Origin of the sequence: Pseudomonas sp. 273, from assembly GCF_029201425.1 — a bacterium.
In the GTDB taxonomy this organism is placed as follows: Bacteria; Pseudomonadota; Gammaproteobacteria; order Pseudomonadales; family Pseudomonadaceae; genus Pseudomonas; species Pseudomonas delhiensis.
In genome coordinates, this window is the sequence record NZ_CP116775.1 from 2,589,852 (window position 1) to 2,612,694 (window position 22,843).

General features: G+C 67.8%; 27 protein-coding genes and 1 pseudogene. 16 read left to right on the forward strand and 12 right to left on the reverse strand.

Annotated features, from left to right (window positions below; genetic code table 11):
- Positions 1–450: 450 nt before the first annotated feature.
- Entirely contained in the window at positions 451–954 is a 504-nt protein-coding gene (locus PKO50_RS12275) for a hypothetical protein (protein WP_275629859.1), read from the forward strand.
- Positions 955–1,022: 68 nt separating this feature from the next.
- Here the strand turns inward: PKO50_RS12275 and PKO50_RS12280 are convergent, their stop codons facing one another.
- Together PKO50_RS12280 and PKO50_RS12285 are read right to left on the reverse strand one after the other, a co-directional pair.
- Positions 1,023–1,652: an XRE family transcriptional regulator gene (locus PKO50_RS12280; RefSeq protein ID WP_275629860.1), complete on the reverse strand. Its 630-nt coding sequence runs from the start codon at positions 1,650–1,652 to the stop codon at positions 1,023–1,025.
- A 2-nt stretch (positions 1,653–1,654) separates the two neighbouring features.
- Entirely contained in the window at positions 1,655–1,816 is a 162-nt protein-coding gene (locus tag PKO50_RS12285; protein ID WP_177412081.1) for a hypothetical protein, read from the reverse strand.
- 298 nt (positions 1,817–2,114) lie between these two features.
- On the opposite strand from PKO50_RS12285, the gene PKO50_RS12290 reads away from it, so the two are divergent.
- Genes PKO50_RS12290 through PKO50_RS12300 form a run of 3 tightly spaced genes read left to right on the forward strand, consistent with a single transcriptional unit; the run spans position 2,115 to position 3,142 of the window.
- A complete protein-coding gene (locus PKO50_RS12290; protein ID WP_089390469.1) occupies positions 2,115–2,393 on the forward strand; it encodes a ribbon-helix-helix domain-containing protein in 279 nt (92 codons plus the stop codon).
- Positions 2,393–2,668, forward strand: a complete 276-nt coding sequence (locus PKO50_RS12295; RefSeq protein WP_275629861.1) for a type II toxin-antitoxin system RelE/ParE family toxin — start codon at positions 2,393–2,395, stop codon at positions 2,666–2,668. The genes PKO50_RS12290 and PKO50_RS12295 overlap by 1 nt, the downstream gene beginning before the upstream one ends.
- A gap of 48 nt (positions 2,669–2,716) precedes the next feature.
- Positions 2,717–3,142 (forward strand): VOC family protein, encoded by a 426-nt coding sequence (locus tag PKO50_RS12300; RefSeq protein WP_089390471.1) that lies wholly within the window; start codon positions 2,717–2,719, stop codon positions 3,140–3,142.
- Positions 3,143–3,267: 125 nt separating this feature from the next.
- Here the strand turns inward: PKO50_RS12300 and PKO50_RS12305 are convergent, their stop codons facing one another.
- The 3 genes from PKO50_RS12305 to PKO50_RS12315 form a co-directional block, all read right to left on the reverse strand.
- Complete coding sequence (locus PKO50_RS12305) at positions 3,268–3,765, reverse strand: RES domain-containing protein (protein ID WP_275629862.1); 498 nt, start codon at positions 3,763–3,765, stop codon at positions 3,268–3,270.
- A complete protein-coding gene (locus PKO50_RS12310; RefSeq protein ID WP_275630468.1) occupies positions 3,765–4,172 on the reverse strand; it encodes an antitoxin Xre-like helix-turn-helix domain-containing protein in 408 nt (135 codons plus the stop codon). The genes PKO50_RS12305 and PKO50_RS12310 overlap by 1 nt, the downstream gene beginning before the upstream one ends.
- 439 nt (positions 4,173–4,611) lie before the next feature.
- Entirely contained in the window at positions 4,612–5,430 is an 819-nt protein-coding gene (locus PKO50_RS12315; protein ID WP_275629863.1) for a protein phosphatase 2C domain-containing protein, read from the reverse strand.
- Positions 5,431–5,596: 166 nt separating this feature from the next.
- Between PKO50_RS12315 and PKO50_RS12320 the strand changes: the two genes are divergently transcribed.
- From PKO50_RS12320 to PKO50_RS12355, 8 genes and pseudogenes are all read left to right on the forward strand, one after another.
- Complete coding sequence (locus PKO50_RS12320) at positions 5,597–6,262, forward strand: M24 family metallopeptidase (RefSeq protein WP_109934960.1); 666 nt, start codon at positions 5,597–5,599, stop codon at positions 6,260–6,262.
- A gap of 12 nt (positions 6,263–6,274) precedes the next feature.
- Positions 6,275–6,616, forward strand: coding sequence for a gamma-glutamylcyclotransferase family protein (locus tag PKO50_RS12325; RefSeq protein ID WP_109934959.1), 342 nt, complete (start codon positions 6,275–6,277; stop codon positions 6,614–6,616).
- Positions 6,617–6,724: 108 nt separating this feature from the next.
- Positions 6,725–6,880 (forward strand): annotated as a pseudogene (locus PKO50_RS12330) (alcohol dehydrogenase); the annotation flags it as partial.
- 187 nt (positions 6,881–7,067) lie between these two features.
- A complete protein-coding gene (locus PKO50_RS12335) occupies positions 7,068–7,412 on the forward strand; it encodes a metalloregulator ArsR/SmtB family transcription factor (protein WP_109934958.1) in 345 nt (114 codons plus the stop codon).
- Positions 7,413–7,433: 21 nt separating this feature from the next.
- The gene (locus tag PKO50_RS12340) at positions 7,434–8,720 is read left to right on the forward strand and encodes an arsenic transporter (protein ID WP_275629864.1); all 1,287 of its coding nucleotides are present in this window, start codon (positions 7,434–7,436) and stop codon (positions 8,718–8,720) included.
- A gap of 26 nt (positions 8,721–8,746) precedes the next feature.
- A complete protein-coding gene (locus PKO50_RS12345) occupies positions 8,747–9,217 on the forward strand; it encodes an arsenate reductase ArsC (protein ID WP_275629865.1) in 471 nt (156 codons plus the stop codon).
- Between the two features lie 13 nt (positions 9,218–9,230).
- Positions 9,231–9,929 carry an arsenical resistance protein ArsH gene (gene arsH / locus PKO50_RS12350; RefSeq protein WP_275629866.1) on the forward strand — a complete coding sequence of 233 codons (699 nt, stop codon included), beginning with the start codon at positions 9,231–9,233 and terminating at the stop codon, positions 9,927–9,929.
- Between the two features lie 137 nt (positions 9,930–10,066).
- On the forward strand, positions 10,067–11,362 hold the full coding sequence (locus PKO50_RS12355; protein ID WP_275629867.1) for an OprD family porin: 1,296 nt from the start codon (positions 10,067–10,069) through the stop codon (positions 11,360–11,362).
- 90 nt (positions 11,363–11,452) lie between these two features.
- Here the strand turns inward: PKO50_RS12355 and PKO50_RS12360 are convergent, their stop codons facing one another.
- The 5 genes from PKO50_RS12360 to PKO50_RS12380 form a co-directional block, all read right to left on the reverse strand.
- Complete coding sequence (locus PKO50_RS12360; RefSeq protein ID WP_109934951.1) at positions 11,453–12,733, reverse strand: OprD family porin; 1,281 nt, start codon at positions 12,731–12,733, stop codon at positions 11,453–11,455.
- A gap of 240 nt (positions 12,734–12,973) precedes the next feature.
- A complete protein-coding gene (locus tag PKO50_RS12365) occupies positions 12,974–14,173 on the reverse strand; it encodes an MFS transporter (RefSeq protein ID WP_275630469.1) in 1,200 nt (399 codons plus the stop codon).
- A gap of 177 nt (positions 14,174–14,350) precedes the next feature.
- Positions 14,351–14,908 carry a putative glycolipid-binding domain-containing protein gene (locus PKO50_RS12370; protein ID WP_275629868.1) on the reverse strand — a complete coding sequence of 186 codons (558 nt, stop codon included), beginning with the start codon at positions 14,906–14,908 and terminating at the stop codon, positions 14,351–14,353.
- Positions 14,905–15,267 carry an MmcQ/YjbR family DNA-binding protein gene (locus PKO50_RS12375; protein WP_275629869.1) on the reverse strand — a complete coding sequence of 121 codons (363 nt, stop codon included), beginning with the start codon at positions 15,265–15,267 and terminating at the stop codon, positions 14,905–14,907. Before PKO50_RS12375 ends, PKO50_RS12370 begins: the two co-directional genes overlap by 4 nt.
- Positions 15,268–15,280: 13 nt before the next feature.
- The gene (locus PKO50_RS12380) at positions 15,281–15,559 is read right to left on the reverse strand and encodes a peptidylprolyl isomerase (RefSeq protein WP_109934947.1); all 279 of its coding nucleotides are present in this window, start codon (positions 15,557–15,559) and stop codon (positions 15,281–15,283) included.
- A gap of 193 nt (positions 15,560–15,752) precedes the next feature.
- Here PKO50_RS12380 and PKO50_RS12385 point away from each other — a divergent pair, with 193 nt between their 5' ends.
- On the forward strand, positions 15,753–16,955 hold the full coding sequence (locus PKO50_RS12385; RefSeq protein WP_177412080.1) for a PilT/PilU family type 4a pilus ATPase: 1,203 nt from the start codon (positions 15,753–15,755) through the stop codon (positions 16,953–16,955).
- A gap of 369 nt (positions 16,956–17,324) precedes the next feature.
- Here PKO50_RS12385 and PKO50_RS12390 read toward each other — a convergent pair whose 3' ends face one another.
- On the reverse strand, positions 17,325–18,581 hold the full coding sequence (locus PKO50_RS12390) for an OprD family porin (RefSeq protein WP_275629870.1): 1,257 nt from the start codon (positions 18,579–18,581) through the stop codon (positions 17,325–17,327).
- A 396-nt stretch (positions 18,582–18,977) separates the two neighbouring features.
- Between PKO50_RS12390 and PKO50_RS12395 the strand changes: the two genes are divergently transcribed.
- The 3 genes from PKO50_RS12395 (at position 18,978) to PKO50_RS12405 (ending at position 22,270) form a co-directional block, all read left to right on the forward strand.
- Positions 18,978–19,754, forward strand: a complete 777-nt coding sequence (locus PKO50_RS12395) for an IclR family transcriptional regulator (protein WP_275629871.1) — start codon at positions 18,978–18,980, stop codon at positions 19,752–19,754.
- 196 nt (positions 19,755–19,950) lie between these two features.
- Positions 19,951–21,003 (forward strand): Gfo/Idh/MocA family oxidoreductase, encoded by a 1,053-nt coding sequence (locus PKO50_RS12400; protein ID WP_275629872.1) that lies wholly within the window; start codon positions 19,951–19,953, stop codon positions 21,001–21,003.
- 451 nt (positions 21,004–21,454) lie between these two features.
- Complete coding sequence (locus PKO50_RS12405) at positions 21,455–22,270, forward strand: sugar phosphate isomerase/epimerase (RefSeq protein ID WP_275629873.1); 816 nt, start codon at positions 21,455–21,457, stop codon at positions 22,268–22,270.
- A gap of 11 nt (positions 22,271–22,281) precedes the next feature.
- Here the strand turns inward: PKO50_RS12405 and PKO50_RS12410 are convergent, their stop codons facing one another.
- Entirely contained in the window at positions 22,282–22,692 is a 411-nt protein-coding gene (locus tag PKO50_RS12410; RefSeq protein WP_256595966.1) for a C40 family peptidase, read from the reverse strand.
- Between the last annotated feature and the right edge of the window lie 151 nt (positions 22,693–22,843).

Consider the following 22,843-nt stretch of genomic DNA (forward strand, 5'->3'; position numbering starts at 1 on the left):
GGTTTCATGTGGCCTTGGTTGGCTATCCATGGCGAGGAACTGTCCGTGCGTGGCGCGAGGGGGGCTGGCCGAGCCCTTACTAGAGGCACGCGCGCCCCGGCGATAAATGGCGCGAAGGCATTTTCATATGCCGGCGAAAGCGTGTGGCAGGGGCCAGGCGAGGCGGCAGGAAAAACTTCGGGCCTGTTTAGAATGTTTATTCACTATGGTTATTTGCTTAGTTCTGCAGGCAATATCCATGTTGTCTGTTTGGAAGTCATGGAATCTTCTTTTTCTGTAATGACGGAAATAAAGAAGCGATAACGAACGAGTGCTCCACTGGATCTCCGTTTCCCCGAGGGCCGGCGAAGCAATCCGCCGCTGCCCCGCCAGCTTGTCCGCCCGCACCGTCGGCCTAGAATCGCAGCCATTCGCAGTTATCCATTCCGTCCAGTTCAGGGAGATACCAAGATGATGAATGCCATGCAGATGCCGATGAACGCCAACCCGATGATGCCGATGATGGGCATGCCGATGATGATGGCGACCCTGCAGTGCGAAATGCAGGACGACGGCATGATGTGCAAGATGATGCCGGCCATGGGCATGGACGCGGCCATGTTCCGCAACAACGCCGAAATGATGGCGATGATGATGAACTGCGGCATGCCGATGATGATGCACTGCGGCAACATGTCGATGATGTGCATGTCCCAGACCGGCATGCCGATGATGCCGATGATGGGCATGATGAACATGATGCCGATGATGATGGGCATGCCCATGCCGTCGATGAAGTGCATGATGGAGTGCTCCATGCAGGGCGACGCCATGATGTGCAAGATGATGCCGATGCAGGGCATGAACATGGAGATGTTCAAGAACTGCTGCATGCTGATGAACAAGATGATGGAATGCGGCATGCCGATGATGATGAGCTGCAACGGCATGCCGATGATGTGCTGCACCTGCTGATCGCGGCGCGCTGAACGGGAAAGGCCCGGTGGGGAAACCCGCCGGGCCTTTCGTTTTGCGCCGCCGCCTCAGTCCAGGCGTTCGGCGTAGGTGGTGACCAGGTAGGCCACGGCCTCGCTGTCGGCCGGGTTGCGGTAGCTGTGCGCCTGGTCGGCATAGAACAGGATGGAGTCGCCGGTGCCGAGCAGGAAGCGCTCCTCGTTCACCGCGATCTCCAGCACGCCCTGGGCCACCACCAGGTTCTCCTGGGTGCCGGGGGCGTGGCCGGCGGAGTGCTCGATGGCCAGGCCGGCCAGGCGCAGTTCGTAGAATTCCACCTGGCGCGAGACGTCGAAGGGGAAGAGCGCGCGGCTGACGAAGGCGCCGTCGCCGCTGACCAGGCGCTTGCTCTCGCGCGCCGGCAGCAGGGCCACGCCGTCGAAGGCGCGGTCGTCGAGGAAGGCCGCCACCGAGACCTTCAGGCCCTGGGCGATCTTGCACAGCACCTTGATCGAGGGGACGCTGCGCCCGGACTCGATCTGCGCCAGCATCGCCCGGCTCACCCCGGACAGCCGCGCCAGGCCGTCGAGGGAGAGGTTGCGCTTGCCGCGCAGGCGCAGCAGGTTGTGCGCCACGCGCTGGCCGATGGGGTCGTCGGCGGCCGCCGGGGCGGCCTCCAGGCCCGCCTCGGTGGCGTCGGTGGAAAGCGGCAGGCCCATGTTCAGGCCTCGCGGATGCCGCTGTCGCGCTGCTGCTGCACCCATTGGGCGGCACCGAAGCCGGCGCGGCTCGCGTACATCGCCCACATCAGCTCGGCCATGCGGCGTGCCTGGCGGCGCGTGCGGTAGCGGGCGAGGTCGATGACGTTGTCGGTGCGGTCCATGGCGACTCCTCAAGGGGACGGCGGTGAAGATGGGGCTAGCCTAGCTGGGGTGATGTTAGAACCATAAATACTGAGTTTTCATTTGTTAAGCATTTATCGGTCTAAGTGCTTTGGCCTCGACAGGGTGTCCGGTCGCCATGATGTTTGGATCGAGCGCCCCACGAAGAACAGCGAGGTCGCAACCGTTTGCTGCTTAAGTCTTCCACTGAGCCTGGTGAGTATCGCTTGACGCCTTATCTTTATTGGTTACGATTGGTTTTTAATCGAAATGCCTAAGTCTGCCCAGGAGGCACTTGACATGGCCACGACTTACAAGACTCGCTCGGTCACCGCTCACGTTCCCGTCGAACTGGCGGAGCGCGTGGACGAAATCGCCGAGCGCCTGGAACGCTCGAAGAACTGGATCGTCAAGCAGGCCTTGTCCGCCTGGCTAGACCAGGAGGACGAGCGTAGCCGCTTGACTCGCGAGGCCCTGGCCGATGTGGATGCCGGCCGGGTAATCGATCATCAGTCCGTCCAGGCCTGGGCGGAGAGCCTGGACTCCGACACACCGCTACCGCTGCCGGTACCGCGCTGATGGCGTTGCAGTGGACGAGCAAGGCTTTGTCCGATCTGGCACGGTTCCACGAGTTTCTCGCTCCGGTGAATCGGTCTGCGGCGGCCCGTACCGCCCAGCAACTGGTCGCCGCGCCGGCTGTCTTACTGACCAACCCACGTCTCGGTGAGCGCCTGGATGAGTTCGTGCCGCGTGATGTCCGGCGGCTTCTGGTTGGCCATTACGAGATGCGCTACGAGATACGGGGCTCCGACATCCATCTGCTTCGTGTATGGCATACCCGCGAAGAGCGCTGACGGTTGGCCTAGGCTGAAAGCAACCCACGCCACCGCCAGGAGCCATCCATGAGCCTTCGCCCCTTCCACCTCGCCATCCCCGTCCACGACCTGCCCGCCGCCCGCCGCTTCTACGGCGAGGTGTTCGGCCTGGAGGAGGGCCGCTCCAGCGCCCAGTGGGTGGACTTCGACTTCTACGGCCACCAGTTGGTGATCCACGAGCACCCGCGCACCGCATCCCAGGAAAGCGCCCATTGCAACCCGGTGGACGGTCACGACGTGCCGGTGCCGCACTTCGGCATCGTGCTCGACTGGGCGCAGTGGGAGGCGCTGGCCGAGCGCCTGCGCGGGTTCGACGTGCGCTTCGTGATCGAGCCCTACGTACGCTTCAAGGGCCAGGTGGGCGAGCAGGCGACGATGTTCCTCCTCGACCCCTGCGGCAACGCCCTGGAGTTCAAGGCGTTCAAGGACATCGGCCAGTTGTTCGCCAAGTAGCTCAGGGCAGCAGGCGCGGAAGGCCGCCGGGCATGCAGGGCACGCCGGCATGCTTTCCTGATTGAAGGGGACTCTCGAGTGTGGAGACTTGCCTTCACTTCATTGCCTGGGGCTGGCCGATTTTCTCACGGCGCCGGCGGGTTCAGCCGGGTATCCAGGGCGAAGGCCTCCTGGCTGACCAACTCGTAGGCGCCCTTGGCCAGGGCCGGGCTGAGCAGCAGGTTCCAGCAGTGCGGCACCACCGCCGAGGGGATGAGGATGAACGGGTGGGCGTCGAGCAGCTCGTTGCCGAACAGCTGTTGGCCATGGCTGGGGATGCCGGGCACCAGCCAGTTGCGGTTCGGCAGGCTGCCCGGCTCGACGCGCACTACCCGGGCGGGGTCGAGGATGCGCGCGCAGGTCAGCACGTGGGGCACTCGGTCCAGCGCGGCGAAGCCCTTGTGCACCGCCACCTCGAGGATGGCCGTGGCGGCGTCCGCGCTGGCGTACACGGCGCGCACGCCCCTGGAGTTCCAGCGCCCGCCGGCCAGTTCGGCGCCGATGCCGCTGTCCCAGCCGTCGGCGTGTTCGCGGCGGTCCAGGCGCCAGAGGTACAGCTCGCCGTTCCCTGGCAATGGCTGCATCAGTAGACCCCGTAGTCCAGGCGGGTGAGGAAGTCGTCCACCAGTTCGAAACCGACCTGGGTAGTCAGCAGGTCTACCGGCGCATGGCCCTCCAGGCCCAGGGCCGGGGCCATCAGCCAGTCCACCGCGGCGCGGCGCGAACCCAGCACCTCCTCGGCGCGGCTGAGCACCTTGGCGAGGCGCCAGGCGCTGCTGCTCTGCTCGGCGGACAGCGGTTCGGGGTGCTTGAGGCGGCGCTGCAGGGTGCGCTCGGACATGCCGATGAGCTTGATGAAGGCCTGCTTGTCCAGCTCCAGGGACTCGGCGAAGGCGATCACCACGTCCGACGGCAGGCCGCGCTCGATCATCTCGTGCACTTCGAACACGCTGCTGGCGTGGGGCCCCTTGTCGCCATAGAGCAGGCGCAGCGGCCGGTCCGGGTCCTGGGGAGGCGATGGCGGTTGTCATTGCCGAGGTTCATGGCGCGGTGCTCCTGTTTTTGCCATATGGCGAGAATTTACCGCCAGGTGGCGTGAATGACCAGTGAAACTGGCCGAACGGTTGTCGGCCCTTGCGCACTGGCTAGTCCCATCGGACGATCTTCCGCCGCCGGGGCCAGGCCACGCTTTCCTCGCGTGGTGCCGCGTGCGCATGGCCAACGACAAGCTTCCGCTGCGCGCCATGGTCCTGGATGGGTTGCCGCTGAAAGCCGCCGGCAGGCGGGAGAGGGGGCCGTTCGGTATGGGCGGGGAGTCCAGCGTTAGGGTAGGGCGAATAACCGTTCGCGGTTATCCGCCGTCGGCCACTGCGCCTATGTCCACGAACGATGGCGGATAACGCCCTACGGCCATGCGGCATCGACGGCTGCTATCCCGCGACCCGCAGCCAGATCGCCGAGGCGTCGTCGCTGGCCTTGAAGCGCGGGTAGCGCAGGCACGCCGCGTCGTCCCGCTCGATGCCGCGCAGTTCTTCCGCCAGCGGCCCCAGGCCGTGGGCGAGCACGCGGGCGACCAGGCCGGCGGCGTCGTAGGCGCCGTAGGTGTCGAACAGTGCGGCGAAGCCATCGCTCATCAGCAGCAGGTCGTCGCCCCGGGCCAGGGGCGCACGGGCCAGGCGCAGGCCAGCCCTGGCCTGTGCGGCATCCACCCCCAGCACGGCCTTGGGCCGTTCGCGGGCGGCGCGGCGGTCGGCCAGCACATGGGGCGCACGCACGCCGCCGGCACCGGCGCCGGGGCCGAGGGCGGCGGCTTCGGCGAGTTCCTCCGCACGGTTCGGTTCGGGTGTGAGGAAGGCCACGCCGACGGCGCTGCGGTGAATCACCGCACAATCGCCGAGGAAGCCGCAGGCAAGGCTGTCGCCCTCTATCGCCACCGCGGCGAAGGAGGCTCGCGGCAGCTCCCAGGCGGCGACCGGCTCGCGGCGGCGGTCGCGCCGGTAGTCGTCGGCGACCGTCTCGAACATGCCTTCGCACAGGTTCGCGAGGGTGCCGGAGGCCGCGGCGAAAGCCCGGTGTGCGGACGCGGCCAGCCAGGCGGCGCCACCGCGCTCGCCCAGCAGGCCCGGCGCGCCGAGGTCGGTCGCACCGTCGATGATCCAGGCATGCCGCTCGGCGCAGCCGATGCGGTCGTCGTTGGGAACCTCCGCCTTGCCGGCGAGGCTGAGGACCTGGAGCAGATCGAGGTGCATGGGCAGGGGGTCTCCCGTGAAGCGTTGGTCTCTGGTGGCCGCTGCCGGCCGAGGACAGAGCCTGTCAGCCGCGCGACGCGCTGTCCACCCTGCGTGGCTTGCATTCCGGGTTCGCTATGTAGAACTCTATACGGCGAACCCCGAGGACTTCGCAGAGAGCGCCCGAATGAATACCGCCGTGCACGCCAAGGAAGCCGTAGGCGCGAACTACGCGCTGGAACTGATGAAATACGCCCAGGCCCGCACCTGGGAGGCCGTGGATGCCATCGCCGCGGCCATCCGCCCGGGGATGAGCGAGTCCCAGGCCACCGCCATCGGCAAGCAGGTGCTCGCCGAGCTGGGCATGGAGCGCATCTGGCACCCGTTGCTGATCCGCTTCGGCGCCAACACCCTGAAGACCTTCAAGCAACGCTCCGACGGCGACCCGCTGCTGGGCGAGAACGACATCTTCTTCATCGACATGGGTGTGGTCTGGCGCGGCCACGAAGGCGATGCCGGGGCCACCTTCGTGGTTGGCGACGACCCTGAGATGACAGCCTGCGCGGCAGCGGCCAGGGAGTTGTTCCTGCACGTCGAGGCGCACTGGCGGGAAACCCGCTGCAGCGGCGTGGCGCTGTACGACTTCGCCCATGCCCGGGCCCAGGCGTTGGGCTGGAAGCTCAACCTGGACATCAAGGGCCACCGCGTCAGCGACTTCCCCCATGCCATCTACCGCGCCGGCGACCTGGGCGACTACGCCGAGCACCCGGGCGGCGGGCTGTGGATCCTGGAAATCCAGATCGCCCACCCGGACAAGCCCTACGGGGCCTTCTACGAAGACCTGCTGGCCTGACGCGGAGGCGCCATGAGCGAAGTCGTGCTGCTGTTCTCCTACGGCACCCTGCAGGACAGGGCCGTGCAACTGGCCAGCTTCGGCCGCGAACTCCAGGGCCGGGCGGACGCCCTGGTCGGCTACCGCCAGGACCTGGTGGAGATCACCGATCCCGCCGTGCTGGCCACCAGCGGCAAGCGCTACCACCCCATCGTCCGCTACAGCGGCGTGGCCGGCGACCGGGTGCCGGGTACGGTCTTCGAGATCACCCCGCAGGAACTGCTCGCCGCGGACGCCTATGAGGTGGCCGACTACCAGCGCGTCAGCGCCGAGCTGCAGTCCGGCCTGCAGGCGTGGGTCTACGTGCAGGCCTGATACGCCTTCGCGGCGCTCCGTTTCCCTGGGGTTCTGTTTCTGCGTTCCAGGAGGTTTCCCATGAGCAACGGCGTCGCAACCACCCCCTTCACCGTCTGGGCAGCGACCGCGCCGAGCACCACGGCGGCCACGCTGGAGTTCTGCGCCCGCCACCGGATACTGCCGCGGGTCGAGCACTTCCCCATGAGCCGGGTCAACGAGGCTATCGAACACCTGCGCAGCGGCAAGACCCGCTACTGCATCGTGCTCGACGCCGGCAAGTGACGTGATGGGCGCGGCCCGCCGTGGCCGCGCTCGGCCTTGCGCCGCCAGCCGCTGCGCTTCGAGTCCCGACTGCCCCGCAAAGGTATCCCGGCGGACGCCTTCGTTCGACAGGGAAGGGCACCCCGGTGGTTGCCTTGAACATATGGAAAACCGTATATTCTGTTTTCCATATGTTCTGGCGACCACCATGCTCACGCCCCCCGAAGTCTTCAAGTGCCTGGCCGACGAGACCCGCACCCGCGCCACCCTGCTGATCGCCGAGCAGGGCGAGCTGTGCGTCTGCGAGCTGATGTGCGCGCTGGGCGACAGCCAGCCCAAGGTCAGCCGCCACCTGGCGCAGCTGCGCGCCGCCGGGCTGCTGCTCGACCGCCGCCAGGGGCAGTGGGTGTACTACCGGCTCAACCCCGTTCTGCCCGCCTGGGTCCACGAGGTGCTGCGCGTCACCCTGCAGGCCAACGCCGACTGGCTGAAGGAAAGCGCCGCCCGCCTGCGCGACATGGATGGCCGCCCCGTGCGCGCCAGCTGCTGCTGACCCCTCCCGGAACCCGCCTCGATGCTGCTCGCCGCTGCCGTCTTCCTGTTCACCCTCGTCCTGGTCATCTGGCAGCCCAGGGGCCTGGGCGTCGGCTGGAGCGCCAGCGCCGGCGCGCTCGTCGCCCTGGCCCTGGGCGTGGTGTCGCTGCACGACATCCCCAGCGTCTGGGCCATTGTCTGGAACGCCACCGCCACCTTCATCGCGGTCATCGTCATCAGCCTGCTGCTGGACGAGGCCGGCTTCTTCGCCTGGGCGGCGCTGCACGTGGCGCGCTGGGCGGGCGGCAGCGGCCGGCGCCTGTTCGCCTTCTGCGTGCTGCTGGGCGCCGCCGTTTCCGCGCTGTTCGCCAACGACGGGGCGGCCCTGATCCTCACTCCCATCGTCATTTCCATGCTGCTGGCGCTACGCTTCCCGCCAGCGGCGACCCTGGCCTTCGTCATGGCCGCCGGCTTCATCGCCGACACCGCCAGCCTGCCGCTGGTGGTGTCGAACCTGGTGAACATCGTCTCCGCCGACTATTTCGGCCTGGGCTTCGCCGAGTACGCCGCGGTGATGGTGCCGGTGAACCTGGCCAGCGTCGCCGCGACGCTGCTGGTGCTGTACCTGTTCTTCCGCCGCGACCTGCCGCAGCGCTACGCAGTGGACCAGCTGCAGGCGCCGCGGGAGGCGATCCGCGACCCGGCCACCTTCGCGGTCGGCGCCTGGATGCTGCTGGCGCTGCTGCTCGGGCTGTTCGCCCTGGAGCCGCTGGGTATCCCGATCAGCGCGGTGGCGGCGCTGTGCGCGGCGGTGCTGTTCGCCGTCGCCGCCCGTGGCCAGGTGATTTCCACCCGCCGGGTGCTGCGCGAGGCGCCCTGGCAGGTGGTGGTGTTCTCCCTGGGCATGTACCTGGTGGTCTACGGCCTGAAGAACGCCGGCCTCACCGACTTCCTCACCCGCGTGCTGGACGGCCTGGCGGGGCAGGGCGTGTGGGCCGCTGCCCTGGGCACCGGCCTGCTGTCGGCGCTGCTGTCCTCGGTCATGAACAACATGCCCAGCGTGCTGGTGGGGGCGCTGGCCATCCAGGCCGGCGCGGCCGAGGGCGTGGTCCGCGAGGCGATGGTCTACGCCAACGTCATCGGCTGCGACCTGGGGCCGAAGATCACCCCGATCGGCAGCCTGGCCACGCTGCTCTGGCTGCACGTGCTGGCGCGCAAGGGCATCCGCATCACCTGGGGCTACTACTTCAGGGTCGGCATCCTGCTGACCCTGCCGGTCCTGCTCGTCACCCTCTCGGCCCTGGCCCTGCGCCTGGCCTTCCGATAGCCGCCCGGCGGCGGCAGGAGCCTTCCATGCGAGTCCTGTTCATGTGCACGGCCAACAGTTGCCGCAGCATCCTTTCCGAAGCCCTGTTCAACCACCTGGCGCCCGCCGGCTTCGAGGCGGTGAGCGCCGGCAGCTTCCCCCGCGGCCAGGTGCTGCCGCGCAGCCTGGCGACCCTCGAGCGCGCCGGCATCGCCACCGAGGGCCTGAGCAGCAAGGGCAACGAGGCCTTCGCGGACAACCCGCCGGACATCGTCATCACCGTCTGCGACAAGGCCGCGGGCGAAGCCTGCCCGGTGTACTTCGGCCCGGCGTTGAAGGCCCACTGGGGCCTGGAGGACCCCTCCGAGGCGCAGGGCGACGAAGCGCAGCTGGATGCCGCCTTCCGCGCCACCCTGGCGCGTATCGAACGGCGTTGCCTGGCCTTCTTCGCCTTGCCTTTCGCCAGCCTCGATCGCGCCGCGCTGGAGCGCGAACTGGCGCGTATCGGCGCCCTCTGAGCGGAGATATGCCATGACCGACCTGCCCAACCTCGACCAGTCGCTGTTCGGCGCCGCACCCACCGCCGTCGGGTCCAGCACCCACGCGCCGCGCATCCTGCTGCTCTACGGCTCCACCCGGAAGCGTTCCTTCAGTCGCCTGCTGGTGGAGGAGGCCGCGCGCCTGCTCCAGCACTTCGGCGCGCAAACGCGAGTATTCGACCCTTCCGGCCTGCCGCTGCCCGACGATGCCCCGGTGGAGCATCCCAGGGTGCAGGCGCTGCGCGAGCTGGTGCAGTGGTCGGAGGGCCAGGTCTGGTGTTCGCCGGAGCGCCATGGCGCCATGTCCGCGGTGTTCAAGGCGCAGATCGACTGGATTCCCCTGGCGCTCGGCGCGGTGCGCCCGACCCAGGGCAAGACGCTGGCGGTGATGCAGGTCTGCGGCGGCTCGCAGTCCTTCAACGTGGTCAACCAACTGCGGGTGCTGGGCCGCTGGATGCGCATGTTCACCATCCCCAACCAGTCGTCGGTGCCCAAGGCCTACCTGGAGTTCGACGAACGGGGGCGGATGAAGCCCTCGCCATACTACGACCGCCTCGTCGATGTGATGGAGGAACTGGTCAAGTTCACCCTGCTGCTGTGCGATCGCCAGGACTTCCTGGTGGACCGCTATTCCGAGCGCAAGGAAAGCGCCGAGCAACTGTCGGCCCGGGTGAACCAGCCTTCCCTCTGAGGTCCATTCCAGCGCAGGGATGCGCTGCCCCGAAATCCTGCTTGCGCCGCTCTAGACCAAGGTCCTAAAGACCCCCGCCGGGCATCTGTGACACCTTCCCGCGCCGTTTTGCCGTCCCTGTTTTCCGGAGCCACGCCATGCCCTTGCCTTTCCCCTCCAGTACGCCCCGTTCGCTTTGCGGCCTGGGCGCCCTCGCGCTGCTCGGTGGCTTCGCCGGCCCGGCCAGTGCGGAGTTCCTGGAGGACGGCAGCGCCCGCCTGGAGGCGCGCACCCTGTACTTCAACCGCGACTTCCGTGATGGCGCCTCTTCCAACCCGCAGGGCGCCTCCAAGCGCGAGGAGACCGCCCAGGGCTTCATCCTTGACGTACGCTCCGGCTTCACCGAGGGCCCACTGGGCGTCGGCGTGGATGCCCTGGGCATGCTCGGCGTCAAGCTCGACTCCAGCCCGGCCGACAGCAACAGCGGCCTGCTGCCGTCCAGCGGCCACGACCCGCGTCATTCGGCCGACCAGTACGCCAAGGCCGGGGTCGCCGGCAAGCTGCGCTTCTCGCGCACCCAGCTGCGCTACGGCGCCATGCTGCCGGACATGCCGCTGCTCAAGTACAACGACGGCCGCCTGCTGCCGAACATGTTCCACGGCGCGCAACTGGCCAGCGAGGAGATCCGCGACCTGAAGTTCTCCGCCACGCGCCTGGAACGCTATACCGCGCGGGATTCCAGCGACGCCCAGGACATCCGCCTCAACTGCAAGAACAAGCGCTACGCCTGCGACACCACCGGCAACCGCTTCGACGCCTACCAGCTCGACTACAAGGTGAACGACGACCTGCTGCTGCAGTACGCCCAGGGCGGGCTGGAGAACGTCTACCGCCAGCGCTTCGTCGGCCTGCTCGGCAAGCGGGCGCTGGGCGGGGGCGTGGCCAGCGCCGACCTGCGCTGGTTCGACAGCGACGATGATGGTGCCGCCCGCGCCGGCGAGATCGACAACCGCGCCCTCAGCCTGCTGCTGGCCTACGCCCGCGGCGGCCACACCTTCAGCGCCGGCTGGCAGCGCATGAGCGGCGACAGCTCGATGCCCTACCTCGATGGCAGCAACCCCTACGTGGCCAACTACGTGCAGGTGAACGACTTCGCCAACGCCGAGGAGCGCTCCTGGCAGCTGCGCTACGACTTCGACCTGCGCAGCGTCGGCGTCCCCGGCCTGAGCTTCATGGCCCGCTACCTCAACGGCGACCACATCCGCCTGGCCAGCGGTGGCGAGGGCAAGGAATGGGAGCGCGACCTGGAGGCCAGGTACGTGGTGCAGGCTGGCACCTTCAAGGGCCTGAGCCTGCGCCTGCGCAACGCCACCTACCGCACCGACTATGAACAGTGGGCCCGGGACGTGGACGAGGTGCGCCTGATCGCCAGCTACAACCTGTCGATCTTCTGAGGCGGCTGCTCAGGCCAGCGTGAGCCCATGAAAAAAGCCCCGTGGCGCATGCCACGGGGCTTTTTCGTTCACGTCAGGTCGCGACGCCGATCAGAACACGCTGAACGGGTACTCGACGAAGACGCGGACTTCGTTGCCGTCGTCGTTGTACTCGCGGGCGTCGTTGGAAACGCGCACCCAGGAGCCGCGCAGCTTGATCGACAGGTCCTTGGCCGGACCGCTCTGCACGACGTATTTCGCCTGGTTGAAGATCTCGCGCTCGTGGCCATTGTTGGTCTGCGAGGTCTTGATGTTGTCGCCATAGACGTAGGCGACGGTGTAGCTCAGGCCCGGGATGCCGTATTCAGCGAAGTTGATGCTGTAGTTGGCCTGCCAGGAGCGCTCGTCCTCGGCGTTGAAGTCCGACCAGTAGGAGTTGGCCAGCCAGATGGTGGTGCCGCCGTCGCCCAGGCCGCCGGCGTTCTGGTACCAGCCGTAGTTGTAGCCGGTGTCGCCGGTGTTGCGCTGGTGGGCGATCATGAACGAGTGGGCGCCGATGGCGTAGGTGGCCGCCAGGCTCCAGATGGTGTTGTCGCGGTCGCCGCCGAAGTTCAGGTTGGCGAAGTCCTTGTTCAGCTTGGTCTTGTAGCCGTTGAAGTCGAAGGTCAGCGACTGCGCATCCTGCATCGGGATGACGTAGTTCAGGTTCAGGTACTGCTTGCGCGCCACGTCCTTGTTGTCCGAGGCGTACAGCGAGCCGCTGAAGTTGTCGGTGAACTTGTAGCTGCCGCCGTACACGTCGATGCGCTTCAGGCCGCCGCTGTCACGCCCTTCGGCGCTCTTGCGGACTTCCTCGGTGAAGCTGCCGACGTTCAGTTCCAGGCCCTCGATCTCCTTGGAGGTGATCAGGGTGCCGGTGTAGCTTTCCGGCAGCAGGCGCGAGTTGTCGTAGCTCAGCACCGGCAGGCTGGGCATCTGGTCACCGTATTTGATCACGGTGTTGGAGATGCGCGCCTTGATTGCGCCACCGGCGCGGGACAGGTCGTTGGCCGCCTCGCCGCTGTCGCCGCGCTTGAAGAAGTCGATGCCGCCGGCACCGCTCTTGCCCTTGCCGCCATCCAGGCGCAGGGCGTACAGGCCGAAGGCGTCGACGCCGAAGCCGACGGTGCCCTGGGTGAAGCCGGAGTTGAAGGTGGCGGTGGCGGACTGGCCCCACTCGGCCTTGTCCGGTGCCCCGTGCTTGTAGTCACGGTTCATGTAGGCGTTACGGAAGAACAGGTCCAGGTGGCTGTCTTCCACGAAGCCCTTGGCGGCTGCCTGATCGTCGGCCATGACCTGGGTGCTGGCGGCGAGGATCCCCAATGCAAGCAAACTGAACTTTTTGTTCATCATCTTGTTATTTCCTGCAGTCTGTTTATTCGCAGCGCCCGAACGCAGAAAAAAGCTTGCCCGCCCGGGTGCTCCAACCCGGGGCCGGCGACGCTGGGTGCTGGCGTTTCTTGGATGGTCACGAGGCCCCTCACAGGCCCCGATGGCGCGCGATGATAGCAGAACGTGGATAAAATCCAGGAATTTCTAAGGGTTGGCGCGTTTTTGCGAGAGCCTACGCGAAATTGGGAGCCTGGTTCCCGCTCAGGCAAGGGGCTGCGCGTTGTTGCGCCGTTGCAGCCACAGGCTCAGGCCCAGGCCGATGATCGCGGCGGCGCAGGCGAACGGGAAGATCGCCCGGAAGCCCCAGGCACTGGCGATGGCACCGGCCAGCGGGCCAGTGATGCCCAGCGAGACGTCGATGAACAGCGAGTAGGCGCCCAGCGCCGCGCCGCGGCTGGAAGCCGGCACCAGGCGCACCGCCTCCACGCCCAGGGCGGGGAACACCAGGGAGAAGCCGAAACCGGTCAGCGCCGCGCCGGCCAGCGCCGACCAGGGCCCCGGGGCCAGCCACAGTAGGAGCAGGCCGAGGCTTTCCACCAGCAGGCAGCAGATGGCCACGGCGAAGCCGCCATGGCGGTTGATGGCGCTGGCGAACAGCAACCGCGCGCCGATGAAGCAGGCGCCGAAGGCGCTCAGGCAGTACACCGCGCCACTCCAGCCGCGGCTGGCGTAGTACAGGGTGATGAAGGTGGCGATGCAGCCGAAGCCGATGCCGCCCAGGGCCAGCCCGGTGCCGTGGGGAGCCACGCGGCCGAGCACGTGGTGGAAGGGTAGGCGCTCGCCGTGGACGATGGCCGCGGCGCGCTTGGGCCAGGCCAGGGCGAAACCGATGGCGGCCAGCAGCATCACCACCGCGCCCATGCTCCACAGCCCCAGGTGCTGCACCAGCAGGACGCCGAAGGGCGCGCCCACGGCCAGTGCGCCATAGCTGGCGATGCCGTTCCAGGAGATCACCTTGGCGGTGTGCAGCGAGCCGACGCGGTCGATGCCCCAACTGATGGCGCCGGTGCCCACCAGGCTCTCGGCGGTGCCGAGGATCATCCGGCCGAGCAGCAGGCAACCCAGGCTCAGTGCCTGCATGTCCTGCAGCCACACCGAAAGCAGCATCAGCAGGCCGCTGCCGGCGCAGCCGAGCATGCCGTAGAGCACCGCGCGCTTGGGCCCGAGGTTGTCGATCACCTTGCCAGCGTAGGGGCGGGTGAGCAGGGTGGCCAGGTACTGCACGCTGATCACCAGCCCGGCCAGCACCGAGCCGAAGCCCAGGTCGCCATGCACGTAGCCCGGCAGCACGGCCAGGGGGATGCCGATGGTCAGGTAGGCGAGGAAGGTGAACAGCACCACCGACACCACCTCGAGCGTGATGGCGGCGTTGGAACGGGGCGTGGCGGTATCGGCGGACATGGACGTGAACAGCAGGGGCGGAGAGGGGAGGGGCATGATGAACCGCCGCCGGCTTGTAGGAAAGCTAGCTAACGAACTACCTGAAGGATTCGTCGCTCGGCCTTGGTTCGCGAGCAAGCTCGCTCCTACGAAGAGCGGGCGCCCCTTGTAGGAGCGAGCTTGCTCGCGAACGCTCTTTCAGACCCGCCGGAACAACGTCGGGTAGTCCAGCACCAGCCCTTGCCCATCCACCTCCAGCAGCGCCTGGAAGTCCGTGCCCTCCAGGTTGCGGTACAGGTAGTGGTGGGCATCCTGGCGCGTGTAGCCCTGGTGCATCCTGCGTGGCCGCAGCTGCGGCGCTTCCACGTAGACCACGTCCAGGGCCACCGACTGGCCGTCGGCCAGGCCCAGGCGGCGGATCGGGAAGGTATTGGTGAAGGGGCTGGGCCAGATGTCGATGTCCAGGCAGCCGTCCAGCTCCGTCAGCGGGCTGCCGTCGCCCAGCGTCCAGCGGCCCCGGCCGTCGGCCAGCAGCACCAGGTGGCGCCGCAGGTGTTCGCCCTCTACCAGCAGCTCGGCTTCGCGCAGGCGCCAGTCGGCATCCCATTCCAGGCGGTACTCCAGCTGGTAGGGCGGCTGGCCGTCGGCGGCGGCCACGCGCAGCTGGCTGTCGGCGCGGCCGTCCTGCAGCAGCAGGCGCTCCCAACTGGCCGGCGGGGCCTGCCACAGGCCTTCCCAGGTCAGCTGGCGGTTCATGCCGGGTCCAGCAGCAGGCCCAGGCGCAGGCGCTTGGGCAGGCGCGCGACCACCAACTGGTGCGAGCGGGTGAGGGCCTCGCGCAGCTCCTCGGCGCCCATGGGGTAGGGGCGCTGCATGGCGATCCAGTAGGCGCGGGCCAGGTAGGGTGCGGGGCGGATGCCGGGGCGGTCGACGAAGCCGAGGAAGAGTTCCGGGCCGACCTTGAAGGCCAGGCCGCCGCGGCCTTCGTCGAGGAAGTCGAGGATGGCGAACATCTTGTTGCCGGCCACCGAGAACACCCGGTTGCTGCCCCACTTGATGTCCTCGCGGGCGCCGGGCAGTTGCAGGCAGAAGCGGGCGATCTGGTCGGGCGTCATGGGTTCTCCGGCGTCAGCCGCGGAAGTAGACCTGCACCAGATGGTAGCCGAACTGGCTCTTCACCGGGCCGTGCACGACGTTCAGCGGCTTCTTGAAGACCACCGCGTCGACGCTGCGCACCAGTTGCCCGGGGCGCAGCTCGCCGAGGTCGCCGCCGCGCTTGCCGGAGGGGCAGGTGGAGTGTTTCTTCGCCAGGGTGGCGAAGTCCTCGCCCCTGGCCAGGCGCTGCTTGAGCTGCTCGGCCTCGGCGGCGGTCTTGACCAGGATGTGGCGGGCCATGGCGACGGGCATGGGGTGGCTCTCTGCTGACGGAAAAGGCTGATTGTACCTTCCGCCGCCTGGCCGAAGGGCAGTGACGTATATCGCATTTCTCCGGGGCTGGCATTGTGCCCGCCCCTGGCTCTACCTAGAGTCTGGCGATTATTCCTACAAGCGACCGCCCTTTGCGGACGGCGCCTCCTCCTAGCGTGCGGATGCAATACAGATGGAAATCCAAGCGATGCTGCGGATCCTGTCCAGCCAGGACGGTTCCGACCTCTACCTGTCCACCGGCGCGCCGCCCTGCGCCAAGTTCAACGGCGTGCTCAAGCCGCTGTCCAGCGAGCCGCTGAAGGCCGGCGACGTGGCGCGCATCGCCGACGCCATCATGGACGAGGAGCAGAAGGCCGAGTTCGAGCGCGAGCTGGAGATGAACCTGGCGATCTCGGTCGCCGGCGTCGGACGCTTCCGCATCAACATCTTCAAGCAGCGCAACGAGGTGTCCATAGTCGCGCGCAACATCAAGCTGGACATCCCGCGCTTCGAGGACCTGATGCTGCCCGAGGTGCTGCTCAAGGTGGTGATGGAGAAGCGCGGCCTGGTGCTCTTCGTCGGCGGCACCGGCTCGGGCAAGTCGACCTCCCTGGCGGCGCTGATCGACCACCGCAACCGCAACAGCGGCGGGCACATCATCACCATCGAGGACCCCATCGAGTACGTGCACCGGCACCGCAAGTCGATCATCAACCAGCGCGAGGTGGGGGTGGACACCCGCAGCTTCCACGCCGCGCTGAAGAACACCCTGCGCCAGGCGCCGGACGTGATCCTGATCGGCGAGATCCGCGACCGCGAGACCATGGAGCACGCCCTGGCCTTCGCCGATACCGGGCACCTGGCGATCTCCACCCTGCACGCCAACAACGCCAACCAGGCGCTGGACCGCATCATCAACTTCTTCCCCGAGGAACGCCGGCCGCAGCTGCTCAACGACCTGGGCAACAACCTCAAGGCCTTCGTCTCCCAGCGCCTGGTGCGCACCCAGGATGGCAAGCGCCGCGCCGCGGTGGAGGTGCTGCTGGGCACCGCGACCATCAGCGACATCATCAAGCGCGGCGACTTCAGCTCGATCAAGGAGATCATGGACAAGTCCCGCGCCCTGGGCATGCAGACCTTCGACCAGGCGCTGTTCGACCTGGCGGTGGAAGGCGCGATCAGCGAGGAGGAGGCGGTGAAGAACGCCGACTCGGCGAACAACCTGCGGCTGAAGCTCAAGCTGCACCGGGACAATCCGGCCAGCGCCACGGCCCAGGCGGCCGGCACCCAGCCGGCGGCCCCGGCCGCACCCGCGGTGGAAGCCTCCAGCTGGGGCCTGGAGCTGGCCCTGGAAGAGATCAAGGCCGAGGACGAGGAAGACAAGAAGGGCGGTTGAAAGGTAGGCGAGGCGTAGGGCGGATAACCGTTCGCGGTTATCCGCCGTTTGACCGTGATCCCCGGCGCGCCGCGGATTCGGCCACGGAGCGCCTGTTTGGGGGCACTCCGTTCCCGCCCGTGAAGTCGGGCATGGGGCCGGGTGTATCGGCGTACAACCGCGAACGGTTGTACGCCCTACATCACCGGGTGGGCCTGACGTAGGGCGGATAACCGTTCGCGGTTATCCGCCGTTTGACCGTGATCCCCGGCGTGCTGCGGATTCGAGCACGGAGCGCCTGTTCGAGGGTGCTCCGTTCCCGTCCGTGAAGTTGGGCATAGGGCCGGGTGTATCGGCGTACAACCGCGAACGGTTGTACGCCCTACGTTCTTACAACAGATCCAGCGGATAGCTGACGATCAACCGGTTCTCGTCGAAGCTGTTGGTCCGCCCCCAGTCGCGGCGCATGGTGGAGTTGCGCCATTTCACGTTCAGCGTCTTCAGCGGCCCCGATTGCACGGTGTAGGCCAGCTCGCTTTCGCGGCCCCACTCGGTGCCGTCGTCGGTGCTGGCGTTGTGCACGTTGCTGCCGTGGATGTAGCGGTTCATCAGGGTCAGGCCGGGCACGCCGAGGCCGGCGAAGTCGTAGTCGTGGCGCAGCTGCCAGGAACGCTCCTTGGCGTTCTCGTAGCTGGAGTTGTAGCTGTCGTTGGCCAGGGTGCCGCCGCTGGCGCCGTTGACGCGGAACCACTCGTCGTCGCCCATGACCTTCTGCAGGCCCAGGTAGAAGGTGCTGGCGCCGACCTTGGCGGAGAACATCCCCGAGGCGGTGCGGTTGTCCAGGTCGCCGGCGCGGGCGCTGCCGTCCTCCTTGCCCCAGAAATAGCCGAGGTTGGCGCCCAGCACCCAGTCGCCCAGCGGCTGGAAGTGCTGCACCTGCAGGTACTGCTGCTGGTAGATGTCCTTCAGCTCGGCGTTCCACAGGCCGACGAGGGTACGGTCGCCATTGAAGCGGTATTCGCCGCCGGCGAAGTTGAAGCGGTCGGACTTGAACGCCGTGCGGTTGAACAGGCTCATGTCCTCCATGCTGGCGTCGTTGCGCGGGCTGTTCTGGCGGAACTGGCCGCCGTACAGCGTCAGGCCGGCGATTTCCTTGGAGGTCAGCTGGGCGCCCTGGAAGGTCTGGGTCAGCGAGCGGCCGTCGTCGGAGCGCAGGATCGGCAGCGCCGGGGCCCATTCGCCGACTTTCAGCTCGGTCTTCGACAGCCGCGCCTTGCCGGCCACTGCCAGGCGGCCGAAATCGTCGGCCGGGCGGCCGTCGTCGTGCACCGGCAGCAGCTGGGTACCGGCGGTGCCCTTGCCGCCGTCCAGCTTGACGCTGTACAGGCCGAGCACGTCCATGCCGAGGCCGACGGTGCCCTGGGTGAAGCCGGACTTGAAGTCGAGGATGAAGTTCTGCGTCCACTCCTCGGCCTTGCCCTGGGCGGTGTCGCCGACGTAGTTGCGGTTCATGTAGAAGTTGCGCAGCGTCAGGCTCGACTTGGCGTCCTCGAGGAAGCCGTCGGCGAAGGCGGGGAGGGTGGTACCGGCCAGGGCCAGGGCGGCGGGCAGGTAGCGGGGAAAACGACGGATGCAGGGGTAGCCCATGACGATCTCTCTGGAGTCATTGTTGTGGGGAGAGGCTTGTCTGGCGCCGGCTGTGGCGCCGGAAACGACGGCGCGGCGCTAGGCGGCGACCTGGCCTGGCGACGGCGGTGCGAGAGAGGGATGGGCGGCGTGCAAGTGCGACATTGCTCTGGACCTTCTTGTAATTGTTAGTGTGCTTTCGCGTCCGAGGGCAGCGGGCGCTGCCGGGGTTTCGGTACGCCTCGATAGTGGAAGGGCGGCGGGCGGTGGACAATCGGTGAAAACGCTTCCTGTGCGAATATCGAACATTAATTAACCGGTTCGAACATTTAGGCGCGCCCTGCAAGCCGCCCCCGGCGGTTCCCCGGCCCGGTCGATCTCATTAGAATCCGCCGATCCTCGTAGTGGACGACACCCATGGCCGGTAGCCAGATCGAACGCGCCTTCAGCCTTCTCGAAAGCCTCACCAGCGAGCCCCGTGGCCTGCCGATGCAGACCCTGGCCGAGCGCCTGGAGATACCCAAGAGCGCCACCCACCGCATGCTCGCCGAACTGATCCGCCTGGGCTACGTGCGGCAGAACCCGGAGAACGCCCGCTACCAGCTGTCCACCAAGCTGGTGGCGCTGGGCTTCCGCTACCTGTCCTGCAGCGGCGCCGACATCGTCCAGCCGATCCTCGACCGCCTGGCCCAGGACAGCGGCGAACTGGTGCGCCTGGGGGTGATCGACGGCAGCCGCCAGACCTGGATCGCCAAGTCCCAGGGCGCCCGCTCGGGCCTGCGCTACGACCCGGACATGGGCCGCGACGCGCCGCTGTTCTACACCGCCTCCGGGCACGCCTGGCTGGCCAGCCTGGACGACGCGCAGGCCCTGGAGCTGGTGCGCCGCCAGGGCGTGGGCGACCCCGCGCAGTTCGGCCCGCGCGCGCCGCGCAGCGAGGATGAGTTGCTCGGTTACCTGCGCCGCGCCCGCGAACGCGGCTATGCCTGGGTCGAGCAGACCTCGGCGCTCGGCACCTCGGCCCTGGCCGCCGTGGTGCACAGCCCGGTGGACCGCCGGGTGATCGGCGTGCTGAGCATCGCCGGGCCCAGCGCGCGCCTGCCGGAGGCGCGCCTGCACGAACTGGCGCCGCTGCTGCTGGCCGCCACCGCCGAGCTGTCCGCGGCGAGCCAGGCCTCCGACCTCTTCGCCTGATTCCCCTTGCTGCCTGGCCTTCCTCCGCGGAGGAGGGCCGCTCGCGCCTGCCCGGGCGCAACGGCGGTCGATAATCGCCCGCTGCCTGTCGTGCTGCACTTGAGTAAAATTGGAACCGAGTTCTAAATTCACTCATGCCATTCCATGGAGCCCCGCGTACCGGGCCCCAGCACAACAATCAGAAGAGGAATCCCGCGTGACCGCTCCCTTGCGCATTGCCCTGATCGGCGCCGGCATCATGGGCCGCCAGCATCACCAGCACCTGCTTCATGTCCCCGCCCTGCAACTCTGCGCGGTGGCCGACCCGGGCCCCGGCGCGGCCGGGTTCGCCGCCGAGTGCGGCGTGCCGTACTACGCCGACCACCGGCGCATGCTGGAAGAGGCGCAGCCGCAGGCGGCGATCATCGCCAACCCCAACAACCTGCACGTGGCCACCGCCCTGGACTGCCTGGCCGCCGGCGTGCCGGTGCTGCTGGAGAAGCCGGTGGGCGTGCACCTGGACGAGGTGCGCGAGCTGGTCGAGGTGAGCCGGGGCAGCGGCGTGCCGGTGCTGGTCGGCCACCACCGCCGGCACAACCCGCTGATCGGCAAGGCGCGGGAAATCCTCGCCGCCGGGGCCCTGGGGCGCCTGGTCAACGTCACCGCGCTGTGGCAGCTGCAGAAACCCGACAGCTACTTCGAGGTGCCCTGGCGCCGCGAGCCGGGCGCCGGCTTCCTGCTCACCAACCTGATCCACGACCTCGACCTGCTGCGCTACCTGTGCGGCGAGGTGGTGCAGGTGCAGGCTTTCACCGGCAACTCGGTGCGCGGCCTGGTCAACGAGGACAGCGCGGCCATCCTGCTGCAGTTCGAGAACGGCGCCCTCGGCAGCCTGACCGGCTCCGACGGCGTGGCCGCGCCCTGGAGCTGGGAGCTGGACTCCGGCGAGAGCCCCATTTACCCGCGCCAGGTCGACCAGCCCTGCTACCTGCTGGCCGGCACCGAGGGCGCGCTGAGCATTCCGCAACTGCAGCGCTGGCACTACGCGCAGTCGGGCGCCGGCTGGCACCAGCCGTTGCTGCGCAGCAGCGAGCCCTTCACCCCGGGCGAGGCGCTGCGCCGCCAGCTGGAACACTTCGTGCGGGTGGTCCGCGGCGAGGAGCCGCCATTGACCGACGCCCTGGACGGCGGCCGCACCCTGGCGTTGATCGAGGCCATTCGCGAGGCCGCTGCCAGCGGCCGGTCGTGTGCGCCGGTGCGGGTTGGTTGAATGAGACTGTGCAGCTTTGTCTGCGGTAACCGAAGGTGCTGACGCGGATCGCGGACAAAGTCCTACCCCGCCACCGCTGTCCCACCTGTAGGAGCGCGCCCTGCGCGCGATTCGCGGGCAGGGCCCGCTCCTACAATGGGGCGAGATGGGAGACGCGAATTTCGATCCAGTCACTCCCGCGAACGACGGAGCCCAAAAGACAGTTGCTCCTACAGGTTGACGCTGAGATTCCCATTTACGCCGGACAGCCCCCTCTCCCGCTTGCGGGAGAGGGTTGGGGAGAGGGTGCTCTTGAACCCGACACCTGGACCGCCGGTGAACACCGTTCGCGAGCAAGAGCTAGGCGCCCCCCTCGCTCCTACGAAAAGCGCCTCGGCGCGGCCTGTAAGCCACGAGATTCGCGCCCAGGGCGCGCTCCTACAATTCACCTGTGAACCGGATACCGATACCCATGACCGACCGAATCTTTTCCCTCGCCGCCCTGACCGTGCTCGAGCTGTCGCCGCCGGAGATGGTCGAGGTCGCCGCCCGCGCCGGCTACAGCCATGTCGGCCTGCGCCTGGTGCCGGCCACCGCCGAGGAGCACCACTTCCCGCTGGTGGCCGATGCCGAGCTGCGCCGCCAGACCCAGGCGCGCCTGCGCGACACCGGCATCCGCGTGCTGGACCTGGAGATCCTGCGCCTGAAGCCGGAAACCCGCGTGGCCGACTTCGAGCCCATCCTCGCCGTCGGCGCCGAGTTCGGCGGCACCGAGCTGCTGGTGGCCGGCAACGACGCGGACGAGGCGCGCATGACCGAGCGCTTCGCGCAGCTGTGCGAACTGGCCGCTGCCTACGGCATCCACCCGCACCTGGAATTCATGCCCTGGACCGACGCCCCCGACCTGGCCACGGCCTGGCGCGTGGTGAAGAACGCCGGGCAGGCCAACGGCTGCGTGCTGGTCGATGCCTTCCACTTCGACCGCTCCGGCTCGTCCCTGCAGGACCTGGCGCAGGTGCCGGCCGAGCGCATGCGCTATGCCCAGCTGTGCGACGTGGCCGGCCCGCGCCCGGACGACATGCAGGAGATCCTCCGCCAGGCTCGCAACGAGCGGCGCTTCCCCGGCGATGGCGACTGCGACCTGGCCGGCCTGCTGCGCACCTTGCCGGCGACGGTACCGCTGAGCCTGGAGATTCCCACCCGGCAACTGCTGGAGCAGGGCGTCAGCGCCCTGGAGCGCGCCAGCCTGGCCCTGGACAAGGCACGAACGGTGCTCGCCCGGCTCTGAGGCCGGCTGGGTCAGCCGCTGAAGCTGCGCGCGGTCACGTAGGCCCGTTTCCAGTAGGGCGAGTCGAGGGAGTCGATGCGGATCGTCCTGCCGGTACTGGGGGCGTGGATGAAGCGGTTGTCGCCGATGTACAGGCCCACATGGCTGGCACGGCCACTGCCGTTGTGGCTGAAGAACACAGCATCGCCCGGTTGCAGTTCATGGCGGGCTATCGTCGCGTCACGTTGCGCGATCATCGACCTGGTGGTGCGCGGCAGGCGCAGGTCGGCGACGTGGCGGTACAGGTAGACCAGCAGGCCGCTGCAGTCGAACCCGGTTTCCAGCGAGTCGCCGCCCCAACGGTAGCGCTGGCCGATGAGCTGGTGCGCGCGGGCGACGATGAGCTGGCGCGTGGTCGGGCTGACGGCGCTGTTCCGGCCCATCGGTGCTGGCTGGACGGTTGCCGGGGAATAACGGCGCCATTGCGGGGAATCGAGATCGTCGGCGTGGGCGAGGGGAACGATCAGGGCAAGCAGCGAAAGAGCAAGTAACCAATGAAAAACACGCATTTCGGAACACTACAGGGTGGAGTTT